Source organism: Brevibacillus sedimenti (assembly GCF_020923495.1).
Taxonomy (GTDB): Bacteria; Bacillota; Bacilli; order Brevibacillales; family Brevibacillaceae; genus Brevibacillus; species Brevibacillus aydinogluensis.
Genome location: NZ_CP064048.1, coordinates 1974000 through 1988133, shown reverse-complemented (window position 1 = coordinate 1988133; position 14134 = coordinate 1974000). Strand labels below are relative to the sequence as shown.

Here is a 14134-nt window from a genome sequence, read left to right as displayed (position 1 = left end):
GAGAAGGATATGGAAATTTCAACAAGTATCAGCTTTTTAGCACGTCGTGGTCGACGTAGCGCTCGCCGTTCAGCTCGCTGATGACGTTGATCGCCACCCTGGCCCCGTCACCGGCGGTGATGATCGTATGCACACTGACGCCGGCGCACGTTCCGGCCGCCCAAATGCCCTCCACACTGGTCTTGCCGTCCCGGTCGACGTCAATCACCGTTTTGATCCGCGGCTCGGTACCGGGCTTGGTCGCCACGCCGATCTTTTCCGCCAGATCGACCAGGATGCCGGTAGCGAGAATCACGTGTTTCGCTTCAAACGTCCCTGCGCTGTCTGTCTCCAGCGTAAAGCCCTGTTCCGTTTTGACGATGTTGGTCACCTGGCCGGACACCAATTCCGCGCCAAATTTTTCCGCCTGCTTTTTCCCGATATCCACCAGGTCAGGCCCGGTGATCTCCATTACGCCGTAGTGATTTTCCACCCAGGCTCGTTTGGTGATGCTCTTGTCACTGTCGATCAGCAGCGTTTTTTTGCCAGCCTTCGCCGTAAACAGCGCCGCGCTGGCTCCTGCCGGTCCTGCCCCAATAATCGCAATCTCGTACATTCTGACATGCCCCCTTCCAGTTTTTATGATACCCAACTTAATCATATACCAAGTATGGAAAAAAGAAAATCCACCGGGCACATCGGGGCCAGTCTCAACAAAAAAACCTCTTGAGCTTGATAGCCCAAGAGGTTTCGCCTCGTTTCGCCTTGTCTTTCGACCTTACTGCACCATGGTGTTGAAGCTCATGACCCAAATGGAGCCGGCGACGATCGTCAGCACGATCACTCCGCCCAGGATCAGTGCCTGCACATTGTAGCGGGGTTTCTCCCCTTCGCGGATGTGCATGAAGAAGAACAACTGTACGAACAGCTGCAGAACGGCCATCGCCATGATTGCAACAACCAGTGCAGTACCGGTCAGCACCTTGTTCATGACCAGCACCAGCGGGATGATGGTCAGCACGATCGACAGAACAAACCCGATGACGTACGACTTGAGGGAGCCGTGCCCCTCTCCGTGACCATGACTGTCGTGTTGCATCATCTTACATCACCCCCATGAGATAGACGACCGTAAAGAGGAAGATCCAGACGACGTCAAGGAAGTGCCAGTACAGGCCCAGATTGGTGACTTTCCGCTTGGTGACCGCCGTGATGCCGTGTTTGCCCAACTGAATCATCAGCGCAGCCATCCAGAACAGACCGAGCGTCACGTGCAGACCGTGCGTACCCACCAGCACGTAGAACGCGGACCAGAATGCACTGGTGGAAATGGCGGCGCCTTCCGAGACCAGATGTGCAAACTCGGTCACTTCCAGCACGACGAACGACAGACCCAGGATGGCAGTGATCGCCAGCCAGCCAATCACCTGTTTCACTTTTCCCTTGTGCATGGCCAGCATCGCCACCCCGCTGGTGAAGCTGCTGGTCAGCAGGATAAACGTAGAAGCAATCACGCCCGGGAGTTGGAACAGCTCTTTACCGGTCGGCCCACCCGCGTAGCTGTGCATCAATACGGCATAGGTGGCAAACAACGTGCCAAACAGAACGCAGTCCGTAACCAGGAAGATCCAGAACCCGACGACCTTGAGAGATTCGTGGTCCTCGTGTCCGTGGTCGTGGTCATGATGTGCCATCGCTTGTTGCATTATACAGCCCTCCCCAGAGAAGCCTCGGTGCGTCTCACTTCGTCCACAGGGATGTAGTAGTCCGTGTCATACTGGAACGAACGCACCAGCATCGAGATGCCGACACCTGCCAGACCAATCACGATCCACCAGGTCCAGCCCCATACGAAACCAAATCCGGCAATGAACCAGAAGAACGACATGATAAACGGAATGCCCGAGTTTTTCGGCATGTGAATCGGCTCCAGCTTGGCCGGCGTTTCGTTTGCCGTGCCGTTTGCTCTCGCCTGCTTGGTCGCCCACCAGTCATCCCGCTCTTTGACCTGCGGAATGACAGCGAAGTTGTACAGCGGCGCCGGAGACGGAATCGACCATTCCAGCGTGCGTGCGTTCCACGGGTCGCCCGTGGTGTCGCGCTCGCCGTGTTTAATGCTGTAGGCGATCTGCCATACCTGGAAGATGAAGCCGAATCCCATCAAGAACGCGCCGACGGTAGAAACCATGTTGAGCGGTGCCCAGCCGAGGTCCCATCCGTACGTGTAAAGGCGTCGGGTCATGCCCATGAAGCCAAGTGCGTACTGCGGCATGAAGCAGACGTAGAAACCGATGTTCCAGAGCCAGAAGCCCCATTTGCCCAAGCGTTCATCCAGCTTGAAGCCAAACATTTTCGGCCACCAGTAGTAAATCCCTGCGAGGTATCCGAACACGACCCCGCCGATCAGCACTTGGTGGAAGTGCGCGATCAGGAAGTAACTGTTGTGGTATTGGTAGTCCGCCGGAGCGACAGCCAGCATCACACCGGTCGCACCCCCGACCAGGAAGCACGGGATAAATGCGATCGTCCACAGCATCGGCTGTTTCAACTGAATCCGTCCGCGGTACATCGTGAACAGCCAGTTGAACACCTTCACCCCGGTCGGAATGGCGATTGCCATCGTCGTGATCGCAAAGAACGCGTTGACGTTTGCCCCCGCACCCATGGTGAAGAAGTGGTGCACCCAGGTGAAGAAGGACAGCACGCTGATGATCACCATTGCGAAGACCATCGACTTGTAACCGAAAACCTGTTTCTTGGCGAACGTTGCCACGATCTCAGAGAAGATACCAAAGGCCGGCAGCACCACGATGTATACTTCCGGGTGGCCCCACATCCAGATCAGGTTGACGTACATCATCGGGTTCCCGCCGCCGTCCATCGTGAAGAAGTGAGCGCCGAGGAAGCGGTCGATGAAGAGCAGTGCCAGCGTCACCGTCAGGATCGGGAACGCGTAGATAATCGTGATACAGCTCGACAGAACCGACCAGGAGAACAGCGGCATCTTCATCAGCGACATGCCCGGTGCACGCATTTTCAGGATGGTCACCAGGAAGTTGATCCCGGTGGCCAAACTACCGATACCGGAAATCTGAATCCCCCAGATGTAGAAGTCCTGTCCGACACCCGGGCTGAACATTTTCTCCGACAGCGGCGGATACGCGAGCCAGCCGGACTCTGCAGAACCCCCGATCACAAAGGAGAGGTTGAACAGCATTGCACCAAAGAAGAACAGCCAGAAGCTGAGTGCGTTCAAAAACGGATACGCGACGTCGCGCGCGCCGATCTGCAGCGGCACGACGATGTTGAACAGCGCGAACATCATCGGCATCGCCATGAACAGAATCATGATCGTGCCGTGCGTCGTAAAGATCGCGTTGTAGTGCTCGGAGTGCAGAAACTCCACATTGGGCATGGTGAGCTGCATCCGCATCAGAAGCGCATCCACGCCGCCGCGGAACAGCATCAAGAGCGAGCAGATCAGGTACATGATCCCGATCTTCTTGTGATCGACGGTTGTCAACCATTCGCGCCACAGCCAGCCCCATTTTTTGTACTTGGTCAGGACAAACACGATGGCCAGGGTGGTCAGCACAATAGCCACATCCGCCCCGTAAATCAACGGGTCACCGGTGACAAAAAACGTGGATGCAAAAGACTTGATGTCCTCCCACATACGGTGATCCTCCTCCCTTTCCGTTTATGTGTTACTGGTTCGATACGGACATTTCATGCTGGTGTGAAGCCTGGGCGTCATTCGCGCCGTGGCTGCTGTGTTCTCCACCGCCTTGATGTCCTTCATGTTGATTGTCGTTGTTTTTCAGATTGTTCTTGTAGTGGTTCATGCCGTTTGGATGATTGCCGTGTACGTGGCCGTATTTCATCACGATTTCCTCGAACAGCCCTTTCGGGAAAGCCGAATACGTCAAGCGGTCGGACAGACCCGGTTTCACCAGGTTTTCGTAATCCTGTTTGGTCATGCCCGGCGCAGTGTTTTTCACCTGCTGCACCCACTGGTCAAACTTCTCCTGCGGTTCGGCAATTACCTTGAACTGCATGTGGGCAAAGCCTTTCCCCGTGAAGTTGGCCCCGGTGCCGTAGTACTCACCCGGCTCATCCGCCTGCATCCACAAGCCCATCGCCATGCCCGGCATCGTATAGATCTGGCCAGCCAACTGCGGTACCCAGAACGAGTTCATCGGCGCCTCGGCGGTCAGCTCAAATTGAACGGGAACGTCCGTCGGAATATGCACGTAGTTAACAGTAGCGATGTTTTGTTCAGGATAAGTAAACAACCATTTCCAGTCGAGCGACGTAACCTGTACCGTGATCGGCTTTACGTCTTTTTTGGGAGGCTCAACCAGCGCATAGGTATCGCGCACCGTAAAATAACCAAGAATGGCAATAATGACGACAGGAATCCCCCACCAGATTAGCTCCAGCGTGGTGTTGTGCGCCCATTCCGGTTGGTACGGAGCCTTGTTCCCCGGTTTGTCCCGATAGCGCCATACGATGTAGAAGGTGATCGCAAACACCGGCAGGATCACGATCGAGACGAGAATAATGGAAGTAATAATCAGATTGTACTGCGTTTCAGCAACGGGCCCCTTCGGATTGAGGACCAGGTATTCGCTCCCGCATCCGCTCAACAGGACGCAGGCCAATACCGCCATGATCCAAAACTGGACCCGTCCGAGCCACTTTCTAGCTGCCATTTCTTCCTACCCCTCCTAACGTTCCAACAGAAAGGAAACGACCGTTCACATTCAGTTTTAATAAACTTGCTTTTTGCCTTCATATCGTATCAAAAGCGCATTTGTTTTGTACCTTCGTTTGCACACCGTTCAAGAATTCGCCGCTTTTTCGTGACAAAGTGTTCACATATACTTCACTTTTTGCTCAAAACTTTGTTACCAATATCCTGTTTTTCTAACCGCCACCTAATAATGGTTGATTTTTCAAGAAAAAAAGCCCCCTCAAGATCGCTCGTCTTGAGAGGGCTTTCACCCAAATTCTTCATTATTACTATATTTGATCAGTTCATGAATTGCCGTATATTTCCTACGATTCGGTGTGAAGTAACTGGAACACCGTGCTCAGCAAAAAGATGTTCATGCCGCCGATCAGCAATCCAATCGCCGCCATCAGTCCAAAATTATCCGCACGGAAATCGCTTACATTCATCATAAGCAAAACAGCACCAAGTATTGTAGCTGCCCACGCGAGCCATTTCAAGGTTGTCGCAGCTTTGATACCATTGCTCAATTGGTCCATCGCATCCAACCCCTGTCCGTTTTCTTTGATTGATGGCTCTATTGTAACACATTTTTCACACTTTGTTCACGTTTTGTTCAATTTTTTCTCAAAAAAATGTCGTTTTTTTCGAGAGGATGGGGGACGTTTCCAATCTCGTGGACGGAACAGCTGTTACACGCAGAGCAGAGATCGCCATTTCCATGTTACATACTATGCGGACAGGTTTGACGAGCCGGGGCGGGTTGGAAAAGTTCGCGAGCGATGGCATGTGTATACCCGGAGAGGCCTTGAGATGTGCAAGCCGGAGACTACACCGGATATGCTTTCAACGATTGGCCAAGTTTCCCCCTTGTAACTCATCCTGTAATCTATTGATAAATGTTTTCGCCGCATGGCTAAGAAACCTGTCAACGCGATAAATAATACCGATATCCCGAGTTGGGCCTCCCTCGATCTTGATGGCACGCAAGTCGGGATCATTCATGGATAAAATTAGTGGCAGTGGTTGAATTGTCGCACCGATATTCGCTTTGACTAATCGAATAAGCGAAAAAGGTGTTGTCGTTTCAATAATAGGATCTAAGCTGAAGCCACGCTTTCTACAACAATCATCGACTATCTCGCGTCCAAGAGTGCCTTTCGGGTACATCACGGTTCTAATATGTCGAAGTTCCTCCAACTCGATGGAGCTTCGATCCGCCAATTCGTGGTTCACCGATACGACCAGCACATACTCTTCGCGGGATAAGGGAATTCTCACAATCCGCTCATCTGGGAGAGGCAGGATTGCAATTCCAATATCCACCTCCATATCCAATACTTGCTTCAAGATTTCGATTGATGTCAATACGGTTAGTCGTATTTGAGGAAATTCATGGTGAAAATCGATTAATAGTTGTGTAATTCTGTAATCGAGATCAGATGGGATCGCGCCAATGACCAGTGTTCCACGCTGTTGATTGCGCAGTTCATCAATGGCGTCGATTGCATTTTTACGGGTTCTGAACATCTGGATACTGTATTCTAGCAGCAGTCTGCCTGCTTCGGTTAGTGCGATTCGTTTGCCAATCCGATCAAACAACGGCATCCCAATTTCATCTTCCAACGATCGAATCTGGTGACTGAGCGTCGGTTGCGATATGCCCAATTTGTCCGCTGCTTTGGTAAAGTGCAGTTCCTCGCATACAGCGGCAAAGTATTCTAGTTGCCTAAGATCCATAATGGCCCCATCCCATTTCAATCATTCTTTTTTTCTATCATTTTAATAGAAATCATAATATTGATCAATTAACTTGTGTATTTTAAACTTAACCTCATTCACAAGAAAGTATTCACGCCAGTGATGTTTTAAGGAGTGAGTGTAATGAAACCTCGTTCAACGCTTTTGGTAATCGCCCTATTTTTGGCATCTCTAAACTTGCGGCCGGTTATTTCTTCGATTTCGCCGCTATTAGAGACGGTTCGGAGCGATCTCGGAATGAGCGCATCCTCTGCCAGTCTTCTCACCTCTATACCGGTTCTATGTATGGGAATCTTCTCTCCGATAGCTGTCAAGTTGGGAATTCGTCATGGAATCGAACGGATGATAGCGTTAGCTCTAGTGCTCGTGGGCGGAGCTACTGTTCTCCGATGGTTTACGCCTTCTTATACATTCCTGCTACTGACCTCACTGATCGCTGGCATCGGTATTGCGACTGCAGGTCCGCTTCTATCTGGTTTCATTAAACGTTATTTTCCCAGCCAGGTGGCTGCCATGATCGGTGTCTATTCCGTAGCAATGGTGGCTGGAGCAGCCCTAAGCGCAGGTCTATCCGTTCCCTTCCAAAATGCCTTAAATGGCTCCTGGCGATCAGCATTAGGCTTATGGGCAATACTTGCCGTTATCGCTTTGCCTGCCTGGTGGTTATTTGTACCAAGACGTGTAGAGCCGAATCTTGATCAATCATCTTCTCTGAAAAACGCGGGGCAGTTGCCCTGGAGAAATCATAGGGCATGGCTTTTGACAGTATTTTTCGGAATGATGGCGTTTTTGTTCTACTCCATTACAGCATGGCTTGCACCAGCCGTCTCAAACATGGGGTACAGTAAGATTTACGCTGGCAACATGCTTACACTTTTCACATTGGTTCAAATTCCGGCGACCTTCTTGATTCCGATGCTGGTTAATCGTTATCCAAATCGACTTCTATGGATGGTTGCATGCTCTTTGCTTGAATTGGCAGGGTTACTGCTTGTCATCCTTTCTGGTTCACCATGGATTTCTGCGATTCTTCTCGGTATTGGCTGTGGTGGTCTCTTCCCTCTAGGGTTGATGCTGCCGATTGACGAAACATCGAACGCACAAGATGCCAGCTCATGGTCCGCCATGACACAATCGGTGGGATATGCGATTGGAGCACTTGGACCGTTTTTGGTTGGATGGATACAAGACATGACAAACAGCATTGTGTTCGCCTTCGTCGGACTAGCCGTGATCTGCACAGCGATGATTTTCTTGCAACTTTTCATCGGTTCCAAAAAGGAGCCAGACAGAGAACTGCCCGCATTCCCGAAATCCTCAAACTCTCTTGGCAATACCAACTAATTTAAACGATATTGACCTTCCGATCGCGTTCTAGCATAACTGGGGCTTGGCTCCTCCTGTGACCGGACTCTCACCGGCAAGAAAATAAGCTGAGCAACACCGCGCATAAAAAGAGAAGGCATCCTTGAGAATGCCTTCTCTTTTTTATGTGCTTTTGCAGACCCCATTATGCTCTTTAAGATGCTTCTCATCCGTCAACGCGGGCAGCTTAATGTTTCTGATCTTTGGAGAACACCGGCAGCAGCACCTCATCCACCAGACGGGTCAAATACGCGGCAGTGATCCTCTCGTGGCGGATAACATTTTCGACACGCAGAAGATCGAAGGGGAGACGCATTTGCAACTCGGTAAAATCATGGGTGATTTCTCCGCGCCGCTTGGCGTTTTCTTCCACCGTCTTCATAATCCTCACATTGCTGTCGAGCGCCTGTTCGAACCAGTCCCGGAACCGTTCATAATCTCTGCTGAATTCGGTCATCACGGCGCTCATCAGCTTCTGCCCGATGGCATCGAAAAACCGCTGGTAGATGCGGACGACCTCAAGCAAATCGGCGCGCAGACTTCCCTGGTCCCTGAGCAAATCGATCATTCTGCCGCCCATCGCCCGGGTGGACCTGTACTGGACCAGGGCATGCAGCAAATCAACGGGCGTTTCGTACCGGCGGTAAATGACCGTTCGGCTGGTTTGCGCCTGTCGGGCAACGCGTTGAAAGGTCATTTCCTCGTACCCCGATGTTTCGATGATTTCGTACGCAGCGTCCAGAATCGCCTTTTCCAGTTCTTCTCCCCGTCTTCGTTCCGCTTTCAATGACTTTTCCTCCCGAAAGATGCTGCAATCATTATACAACAAATAAGATACATGTTGCACCTTATTCAAAAAGCATGTATACTTATTTCGAAAATAAGATACATCATGTACCTTAATTAAGGAGTGGACGCACGTGAATCAAACCGACGGAACACTGCCGAAAGATCTTGTCCGCGTCGCACTGGTGCTGGTGTTCGGAGCGGTCGCCCCCATGCTGGACACCACCATGGTGAACATCGCGGTGAATCATTTCAGCCGGGATTTTCAAACTTCGCTGGAAACGGTGCAGTGGGTCATGACCGGCTATGTGCTGGCCCTGGCCATCGCCGTCCCTTTCTCCGGCTGGCTGGTTCAGCGGTTTGAGGGTAAATCCGTATATTTCATCGCGGAGCTGCTGTTCCTGCTCAGTTCCCTGCTGGCGGGGTTGTCCTGGAACATCGAAAGCCTGATTGCGTTCCGCATTGTGCAAGGGTTCGCCGCCGGGCTGATCATTCCCCTGCTGACCACGCTGCTTGTACAAGCCGCGGGACAGGATCAAATGGGGCGCTTGATGGCCATCGTGGGCTTGCCCATCATTCTCGGCCCCATCCTCGGCCCGGTCGCCGGTGGACTGCTCGTGGAGTATGCCTCTTGGCGCTGGATTTTCTACATCAATGTCCCGATCGGAATCATATCCCTGGCTTTGATTTACATGAAAATGCCGAGATTTCCCGCCACCAACAGACGCGCTGCGCTGGATTGGACCGGCATTCTGCTGCTGGGCGGACTTTCCGCAAGTTTCATCTACGGGATCTCGCGAGGGCGGAAGGCGGCAGTTTTGGCGGCGGGGCTTCGATCGGCTTTATCGCGCTGGGCGTTATCTTGACGATCGCCTATATCGTTTACGCCCTTGTCCGCTCCTCGGCCGTCATCGTGCCCCTCAGCCTGTTCCGATACAAAAGCTTCACCGGGTCCGTCATCGCCTTGTTCCTGGCCGGTTTCGGGACGAACGGCGCCATGCTGCTGCTGCCTTTGTACTTTCAAAATGTTCGGCACGACTCCGTCATCTCCGCCGCGCTCGCGCTCATTCCGCAAGGTGCGGGCATGCTGCTCGCCAGACCCGTTATTGGGACGCTCACCGACCGGATCGGAGCCCGGCTTATTGTCCTGGCCGCTACGGCGATTACGGTCGCGGGAACCGTTCCGTTCATCCTTTTCCCGCCGGACGTTCCTTATTGGCAGATCGGCCTTGCACTGTTTATTCGGGGAATCGGTGTCGGCGGCATCACGATTCCGGTGATGACGGATTCCTATACGGGGCTCTCCGGCCATCAAGTTCCGCAAGCGAGCGTCGCCACGCGCATCATCCAGAATATCGGCGGTGCCTTCGGTTCGAGCGTACTGGCAACGGTCGTGGCCCTGCAATTGCGACAAGCCGTTCCCGCTCTCCCGCATGAAGCCGCCGCCTATCACACCGGCTTTCTTGTCGCTACCGTGATGACCGCGGCAATGGCCATACCCGCCTTCCTCTTGACAAGCAAGACGAAGGCAAAGGCCCGAGCGTGACCAAGTGCTATTGAAAATACTTGAGTCCGCTTGGAAAACAAAGGGAAATTGTGGCAAAGCAAAGCCCCAAACTTCCCTGCTGATCAGGGGGTTTGGGGCATTGCTTTTGTAAGCCGCGGTGAGGGGGGAGTCTGGGCTGTGCCTTTTGTCTTCTATCTATATCATTACTCATTTACAAAAACCGTTTGTGCACCTTTTTTCCATCGTAGGTAAACTGCACCGCACGCTCCTCGATCACCGTCTCCAGATGGACGTTTTTGCCCCAAAGCTGGTAGATGTACGGCAGCGTCTTTTCCAGGTACTTGACATCCAGCTCCAATCCCTCGTAGTAATGCTTCAGGTACAGCTCGCCGGCCCGCAGGTAATCGCCGTCTTCGACCATGACGTACGGAAAGCCGCCGTTGACACGCGTCGCGGCCAGGCCGTCCCGCACCTGTTCCCAGGATTTTTCCGTCACCACCCAGTCGTTTCCCTGCTTGCCGAACAGGTACAAGTCCAGCTTTTCGACCAGCTCCTTGGTCAGGTAATTGCGCAGAAAGCTGATGTCCGACTCCAACTCGCGCACCTCGAAAATCTTTGCCCTTCCCTGTCCCGGCTTGCGTCCATAGCGCTCCTGCTCTTCCTTGGTCGGGTTATCCCAGCGCTCCTCGATATCCTCAAAAATTTTCAGCCCGAGATGATACGGATTGATGCTGGTCGGCGACGGTTGGATCACCGAGGCGTGCAGCTTGGCAAAGTCGATCGTCTCCGCTTCCGTCAGGTCCAACTCCCGCAGGATGCGCAAGTGCCAGTAGGTGGCCCAGCCTTCATTCATGATCTTCGTCTCCAACTGCGGCCAGAAATAGAGCATCTCTTCGCGGATGATTGTCATGATGTCCCGCTGCCAGTCCTCCAGAACGGTGCTGTACTCCATGATGAACAACAGCAGGTCTTTCTCCGGTTCGGGCGGGAACTTGCGGGTCGGCTTCCCTTGATCGGCTGGCTGTTCGTCTGTGCGATCCAGCCGCCACAGGTCGTCGTACGGCGTGGTCCGCTCTGTTTTGCCCGGTTTGCCGGTCGTCTCCTCCACCTCCCGCTTCCAGCGCAGTTTCGGCCGCAGCAGACTGGGATCGATGTGCTCCTGAATGGACAGGCAGGCGTCCAAAAACGACTCCACTGCCTCCTTGCCGTGCTTGATCTCGTACTGCCGAATCCGCTCCGAGCTGGCCGCCATGCTCTCCACCATGTCGCGGTTGGTGTTGGAGAACCGCACGTTGTTTTTGAAAAAGTCGCAGTGGGCCAAGACGTGGGCGACGATCAGCTTGTTCTGGATCAGCGTGTTGCCGTCCAACAGAAAGGCGTAGCACGGGTTGGAGTTGATCACCAACTCGTAGATTTTGCTCAAATTGAGGTCGTACTGCAGCTTCATCCGGTAAAAGGATTTGCCAAAGCTCCAATGCGAGAACCGCGTCGGCATGCCGTACGCGCCAAACGTGTAGATGATGTCCGCCGGGCATATCTCGTAGCGCATCGGGTAAAAGTCAAGGCCGAAGCCTTTGGCGATTTCCGTGATTTCTTCAATCGAGCGCTCCAGTTCCTTGCGTTCGTCGTTGGTCATGTCGCTTCCCCCCATTTCTTCTCTCCACTATGTATATGGGAGCAGCTTGCATGAGAGCACTCGACAAGACGACGATGTAAAGCCGACCACCTTTGAGCTGGCCAATGACAAAGACGCCCCTTTTGCCGGGACGTCTTTGCCGCTGTCTGCACCGATCCGGTTGTTAACCTTGGATCCAGTCGCGTACGCCATAATAGATGAGTGCACCCGAGAACACGACTGCCGCCACGATACCAACACCATCGACGACAGGATCGATAAAGGAGAGGAACGTGCCTTCCAGCGGAATTTTCAAGAAGGACCAACCGCCTACGAGGCCGCCCACCAGCGTTGTCCATTTGCCCATACTGCTCACCTCCTGCGGCGGCGACATCAGAAAGCTGCCGCCTTACTGCATCCTATGTCGCAAGTTGTGAGACGGTCTGGACGAAAGGCCAAAGTGCGCGTTCAACAATTTGCAATTGGGCATGGACGCCGTGATTGCGGTACAATAACGCTATATATGCATATCGTTACACAAAGGAGCGAATGTTTCGTGCGTATCTTTTTATTGCTTGGCGCTATCAGCGGTTTTCTCTCCGTCGCCTTGGGCGCATTTGGTTCCCATGTGCTGAAAGGCAAACTGAACGACTACCTGCTCGGCGTCTACCACACCGGGGTTACCTACCAGACGACACATGCGCTGGCGCTGGTGCTGGTCGCCCTGCTGTGCAAATGGTACCCTGAATCGTCTGTCCTGACCTGGGCGGGCTGGTGCTTCACTGTCGGCACCCTGCTCTTTTCCGGCAGCCTGTACGCCCTCAGCTTCACCAACATCAAAGCGCTCGGGGCAATCACGCCATTTGGCGGCGTCCTGTTCCTGGCCGGCTGGGCGCTTATCGCCGTGCACGCCTGGAAATCTGTCTCGTAAGGAGGTTTTCCATGTCGCGGTTACCCGCTTGGGCATCTGCCTATCTCCATCATCTGGGAATAGCGCCGCGCCCGGCCAGTTACGCCTTCCTCAGCGAACTGTGCCGCGCTCATCTGCAGGCGTTTCCGTTTGAAAACGTCGGCAAACTGCTGCAGGCCCGGCGACCGGGGTACAAGAGCCTCCCCTCGCCTGAACAGTTTGTTGCCGATGCCGTCCGCTGCGGGTTTGGCGGCACCTGCTACGCCATCCACGCCAATCTCCTCTGGCTGCTGCGCGAGCTGAGCTTTTCTGCACATCTCGTGCCGGTGGGAACCTCCCATACGGCGGTCATCGTCCGGCTGCCGGAATGGGGAGGAGAGCAGGTCTACGTCGATCTGGGCTCCACCGCCCCCGTGTATCAGCCGGTCCGCTTTCGCCGCGATCCCGACAACTGCATCCGCTTTGGCCCGGAGACGGTGCGAATCACACCGGATGCGGAGCGGCCGGGCCGCTACCAATACCTGCATTACCGGGGGAGAAGCTGGTGAACGAAGACTGGCACTTTGACCCGGAGGAGCGGCGGGAGCCGGACGATTTCGCCGAAGCGATCGACCGCTCGTTTGCCCCCGGCGCCTTCTTTCTCAACTGCCTGCGCATCCATGTGTATCAATGGGACAGCGAACGCAGCCTCTCATTGAAAAACAACACACTGCTGATCACGCACGCTGACGGCGGCGAGCGCCGGCTGACGCTCGGTTCCATCCGGGAGCTGGAAGAGACGGTGGCGGACGAATTCCGCCTGCCCCGCTTGCCGGTCAGGGAGGCGGTGGAGATCCTGCAGTCGCGGGGCGTTGATCTATTTGCAAATGAAACCTAGACACGTCTAGCTGGCTGCTGCTGCTGGAACAGCCGGTGTACGGATGCACGAAAAAAACCGCTGAATCAGCGGTTTTTTGGGCGAAAACGAGGTTCGCAAGGCTTTCCTCCCTGATCCTCTCTTTGCGTGACGGCCAGATACATGGTCACCGCCAGCAGGATGAGATCCAGCTCGTACCCTCCTGCGCCGTTCGCACCGATCAGGCCGTTTGACCATTTGACGGTAACGATGGCACCGACCATGATCACAGCCAGAAGCAGCGACGCAGGCCGTACCGCCAGCCCGATCACAAGCGCCATCCCACCCAGCAGTTCCGCCAGCGTCACCAGATAGGCCAACCATGTCGGAAGTCCGACACTCCCGAACCACTCGGCCACCACTCCCAATCCTTTTTGCAGCTTCTGCAGGCCGTGGGCAAAGAAAATCAAGCCCGTCACCATCCGCAGGACGACGAACGCCGTTTTCTCCCGCATCCGACTCCCTCCTCACCACCAGCATATGCCGATGCCCGGACAAACAGCATCACGATATCCGTCCCCGCCAACAAAAAAAGCAGTCGGAAAACCCAATTGTTCCCGACTGCTTTTTACGCTTGTCCG

The 14134-nt window shown here is 53.9% G+C and carries 17 protein-coding genes; 6 read left to right on the top strand and 11 right to left on the bottom strand.

Annotated features, from left to right (window positions below; genetic code table 11):
- Positions 1-28: 28 nt before the first annotated feature.
- The 7 genes from IRT44_RS09825 to IRT44_RS09795 form a co-directional block, all read right to left on the bottom strand.
- On the bottom strand, positions 29-595 hold the full coding sequence (locus IRT44_RS09825) for an FAD-dependent oxidoreductase (protein ID WP_171565850.1): 567 nt from the start codon (positions 593-595) through the stop codon (positions 29-31).
- 162 nt (positions 596-757) lie between these two features.
- Positions 758-1081, bottom strand: a complete 324-nt coding sequence (gene cyoD / locus IRT44_RS09820) for a cytochrome o ubiquinol oxidase subunit IV (protein ID WP_171565851.1) — start codon at positions 1079-1081, stop codon at positions 758-760.
- A 1-nt stretch (position 1082) separates the two neighbouring features.
- Positions 1083-1685, bottom strand: coding sequence for a cytochrome o ubiquinol oxidase subunit III (gene cyoC, locus IRT44_RS09815; protein ID WP_230076591.1), 603 nt, complete (start codon positions 1683-1685; stop codon positions 1083-1085).
- Positions 1685-3655 carry a cbb3-type cytochrome c oxidase subunit I gene (locus tag IRT44_RS09810; protein WP_171565852.1) on the bottom strand — a complete coding sequence of 657 codons (1971 nt, stop codon included), beginning with the start codon at positions 3653-3655 and terminating at the stop codon, positions 1685-1687. Before IRT44_RS09810 ends, cyoC begins: the two co-directional genes overlap by 1 nt.
- Before the next feature lie 31 nt (positions 3656-3686).
- On the bottom strand, positions 3687-4694 hold the full coding sequence (coxB, locus tag IRT44_RS09805) for a cytochrome c oxidase subunit II (protein WP_212132330.1): 1008 nt from the start codon (positions 4692-4694) through the stop codon (positions 3687-3689).
- A gap of 346 nt (positions 4695-5040) precedes the next feature.
- Positions 5041-5253, bottom strand: coding sequence for a hypothetical protein (locus IRT44_RS09800; protein WP_230076590.1), 213 nt, complete (start codon positions 5251-5253; stop codon positions 5041-5043).
- A gap of 307 nt (positions 5254-5560) precedes the next feature.
- On the bottom strand, positions 5561-6454 hold the full coding sequence (locus IRT44_RS09795; RefSeq protein ID WP_230076589.1) for a LysR family transcriptional regulator: 894 nt from the start codon (positions 6452-6454) through the stop codon (positions 5561-5563).
- Positions 6455-6598: 144 nt separating this feature from the next.
- Here IRT44_RS09795 and IRT44_RS09790 point away from each other — a divergent pair, with 144 nt between their 5' ends.
- A complete protein-coding gene (locus tag IRT44_RS09790) occupies positions 6599-7819 on the top strand; it encodes an MFS transporter (RefSeq protein ID WP_230076588.1) in 1221 nt (406 codons plus the stop codon).
- Between the two features lie 208 nt (positions 7820-8027).
- Here IRT44_RS09790 and IRT44_RS09785 read toward each other — a convergent pair whose 3' ends face one another.
- On the bottom strand, positions 8028-8627 hold the full coding sequence (locus IRT44_RS09785; protein ID WP_171565856.1) for a TetR/AcrR family transcriptional regulator: 600 nt from the start codon (positions 8625-8627) through the stop codon (positions 8028-8030).
- Positions 8628-8760: 133 nt separating this feature from the next.
- Here IRT44_RS09785 and IRT44_RS09780 point away from each other — a divergent pair, with 133 nt between their 5' ends.
- Positions 8761-9492 carry an MFS transporter gene (locus IRT44_RS09780; protein WP_230076587.1) on the top strand — a complete coding sequence of 244 codons (732 nt, stop codon included), beginning with the start codon at positions 8761-8763 and terminating at the stop codon, positions 9490-9492.
- Complete coding sequence (locus IRT44_RS09775; protein ID WP_230076586.1) at positions 9489-10172, top strand: MFS transporter; 684 nt, start codon at positions 9489-9491, stop codon at positions 10170-10172. The genes IRT44_RS09780 and IRT44_RS09775 overlap by 4 nt, the downstream gene beginning before the upstream one ends.
- A gap of 172 nt (positions 10173-10344) precedes the next feature.
- Here the strand turns inward: IRT44_RS09775 and IRT44_RS09770 are convergent, their stop codons facing one another.
- Both IRT44_RS09770 and IRT44_RS09765 read right to left on the bottom strand, forming a co-directional pair.
- Positions 10345-11769 carry a SpoVR family protein gene (locus IRT44_RS09770; RefSeq protein ID WP_171565857.1) on the bottom strand — a complete coding sequence of 475 codons (1425 nt, stop codon included), beginning with the start codon at positions 11767-11769 and terminating at the stop codon, positions 10345-10347.
- Positions 11770-11932: 163 nt separating this feature from the next.
- Positions 11933-12115: a hypothetical protein gene (locus IRT44_RS09765; RefSeq protein WP_171565858.1), complete on the bottom strand. Its 183-nt coding sequence runs from the start codon at positions 12113-12115 to the stop codon at positions 11933-11935.
- A gap of 189 nt (positions 12116-12304) precedes the next feature.
- Between IRT44_RS09765 and IRT44_RS09760 the strand changes: the two genes are divergently transcribed.
- The 3 genes from IRT44_RS09760 to IRT44_RS09750 are packed head-to-tail and all read left to right on the top strand — an operon-like array spanning position 12305 to position 13535.
- Positions 12305-12679: a DUF423 domain-containing protein gene (locus tag IRT44_RS09760; protein WP_230076585.1), complete on the top strand. Its 375-nt coding sequence runs from the start codon at positions 12305-12307 to the stop codon at positions 12677-12679.
- Positions 12680-12690: 11 nt separating this feature from the next.
- Positions 12691-13206, top strand: coding sequence for an arylamine N-acetyltransferase family protein (locus IRT44_RS09755; RefSeq protein WP_230076584.1), 516 nt, complete (start codon positions 12691-12693; stop codon positions 13204-13206).
- The gene (locus IRT44_RS09750) at positions 13203-13535 is read left to right on the top strand and encodes a hypothetical protein (RefSeq protein ID WP_230076583.1); all 333 of its coding nucleotides are present in this window, start codon (positions 13203-13205) and stop codon (positions 13533-13535) included. The genes IRT44_RS09755 and IRT44_RS09750 overlap by 4 nt, the downstream gene beginning before the upstream one ends.
- A gap of 65 nt (positions 13536-13600) precedes the next feature.
- On the opposite strand, the gene IRT44_RS09745 is transcribed toward IRT44_RS09750, so the two are convergent.
- Positions 13601-14008, bottom strand: a complete 408-nt coding sequence (locus IRT44_RS09745; protein ID WP_230076582.1) for a DoxX family protein — start codon at positions 14006-14008, stop codon at positions 13601-13603.
- Between the last annotated feature and the right edge of the window lie 126 nt (positions 14009-14134).

Excerpts from the sequence above, each read along its gene's own strand:
- IRT44_RS09825 (WP_171565850.1), bottom strand. The coding sequence starts at position 595 with ATGTACGAGATTGCGATTATTGGGGCAGGACCGGCAGGAGCCAGCGCG.
- cyoD (WP_171565851.1), bottom strand. The coding sequence starts at position 1,081 with ATGATGCAACACGACAGTCATGGTCACGGAGAGGGGCACGGCTCCCTC.
- cyoC (WP_230076591.1), bottom strand. The coding sequence starts at position 1,685 with ATGCAACAAGCGATGGCACATCATGACCACGACCACGGACACGAGGAC.
- IRT44_RS09810 (WP_171565852.1), bottom strand. The coding sequence starts at position 3,655 with ATGTGGGAGGACATCAAGTCTTTTGCATCCACGTTTTTTGTCACCGGT.
- coxB (WP_212132330.1), bottom strand. The coding sequence starts at position 4,694 with ATGGCAGCTAGAAAGTGGCTCGGACGGGTCCAGTTTTGGATCATGGCG.
- IRT44_RS09800 (WP_230076590.1), bottom strand. The coding sequence starts at position 5,253 with ATGGACCAATTGAGCAATGGTATCAAAGCTGCGACAACCTTGAAATGG.
- IRT44_RS09795 (WP_230076589.1), bottom strand. The coding sequence starts at position 6,454 with ATGGATCTTAGGCAACTAGAATACTTTGCCGCTGTATGCGAGGAACTG.
- IRT44_RS09790 (WP_230076588.1), top strand. The coding sequence starts at position 6,599 with ATGAAACCTCGTTCAACGCTTTTGGTAATCGCCCTATTTTTGGCATCT.
- IRT44_RS09770 (WP_171565857.1), bottom strand. The coding sequence starts at position 11,769 with ATGACCAACGACGAACGCAAGGAACTGGAGCGCTCGATTGAAGAAATC.
- IRT44_RS09765 (WP_171565858.1), bottom strand. The coding sequence starts at position 12,115 with ATGGGCAAATGGACAACGCTGGTGGGCGGCCTCGTAGGCGGTTGGTCC.
- IRT44_RS09755 (WP_230076584.1), top strand. The coding sequence starts at position 12,691 with ATGTCGCGGTTACCCGCTTGGGCATCTGCCTATCTCCATCATCTGGGA.
- IRT44_RS09745 (WP_230076582.1), bottom strand. The coding sequence starts at position 14,008 with ATGCGGGAGAAAACGGCGTTCGTCGTCCTGCGGATGGTGACGGGCTTG.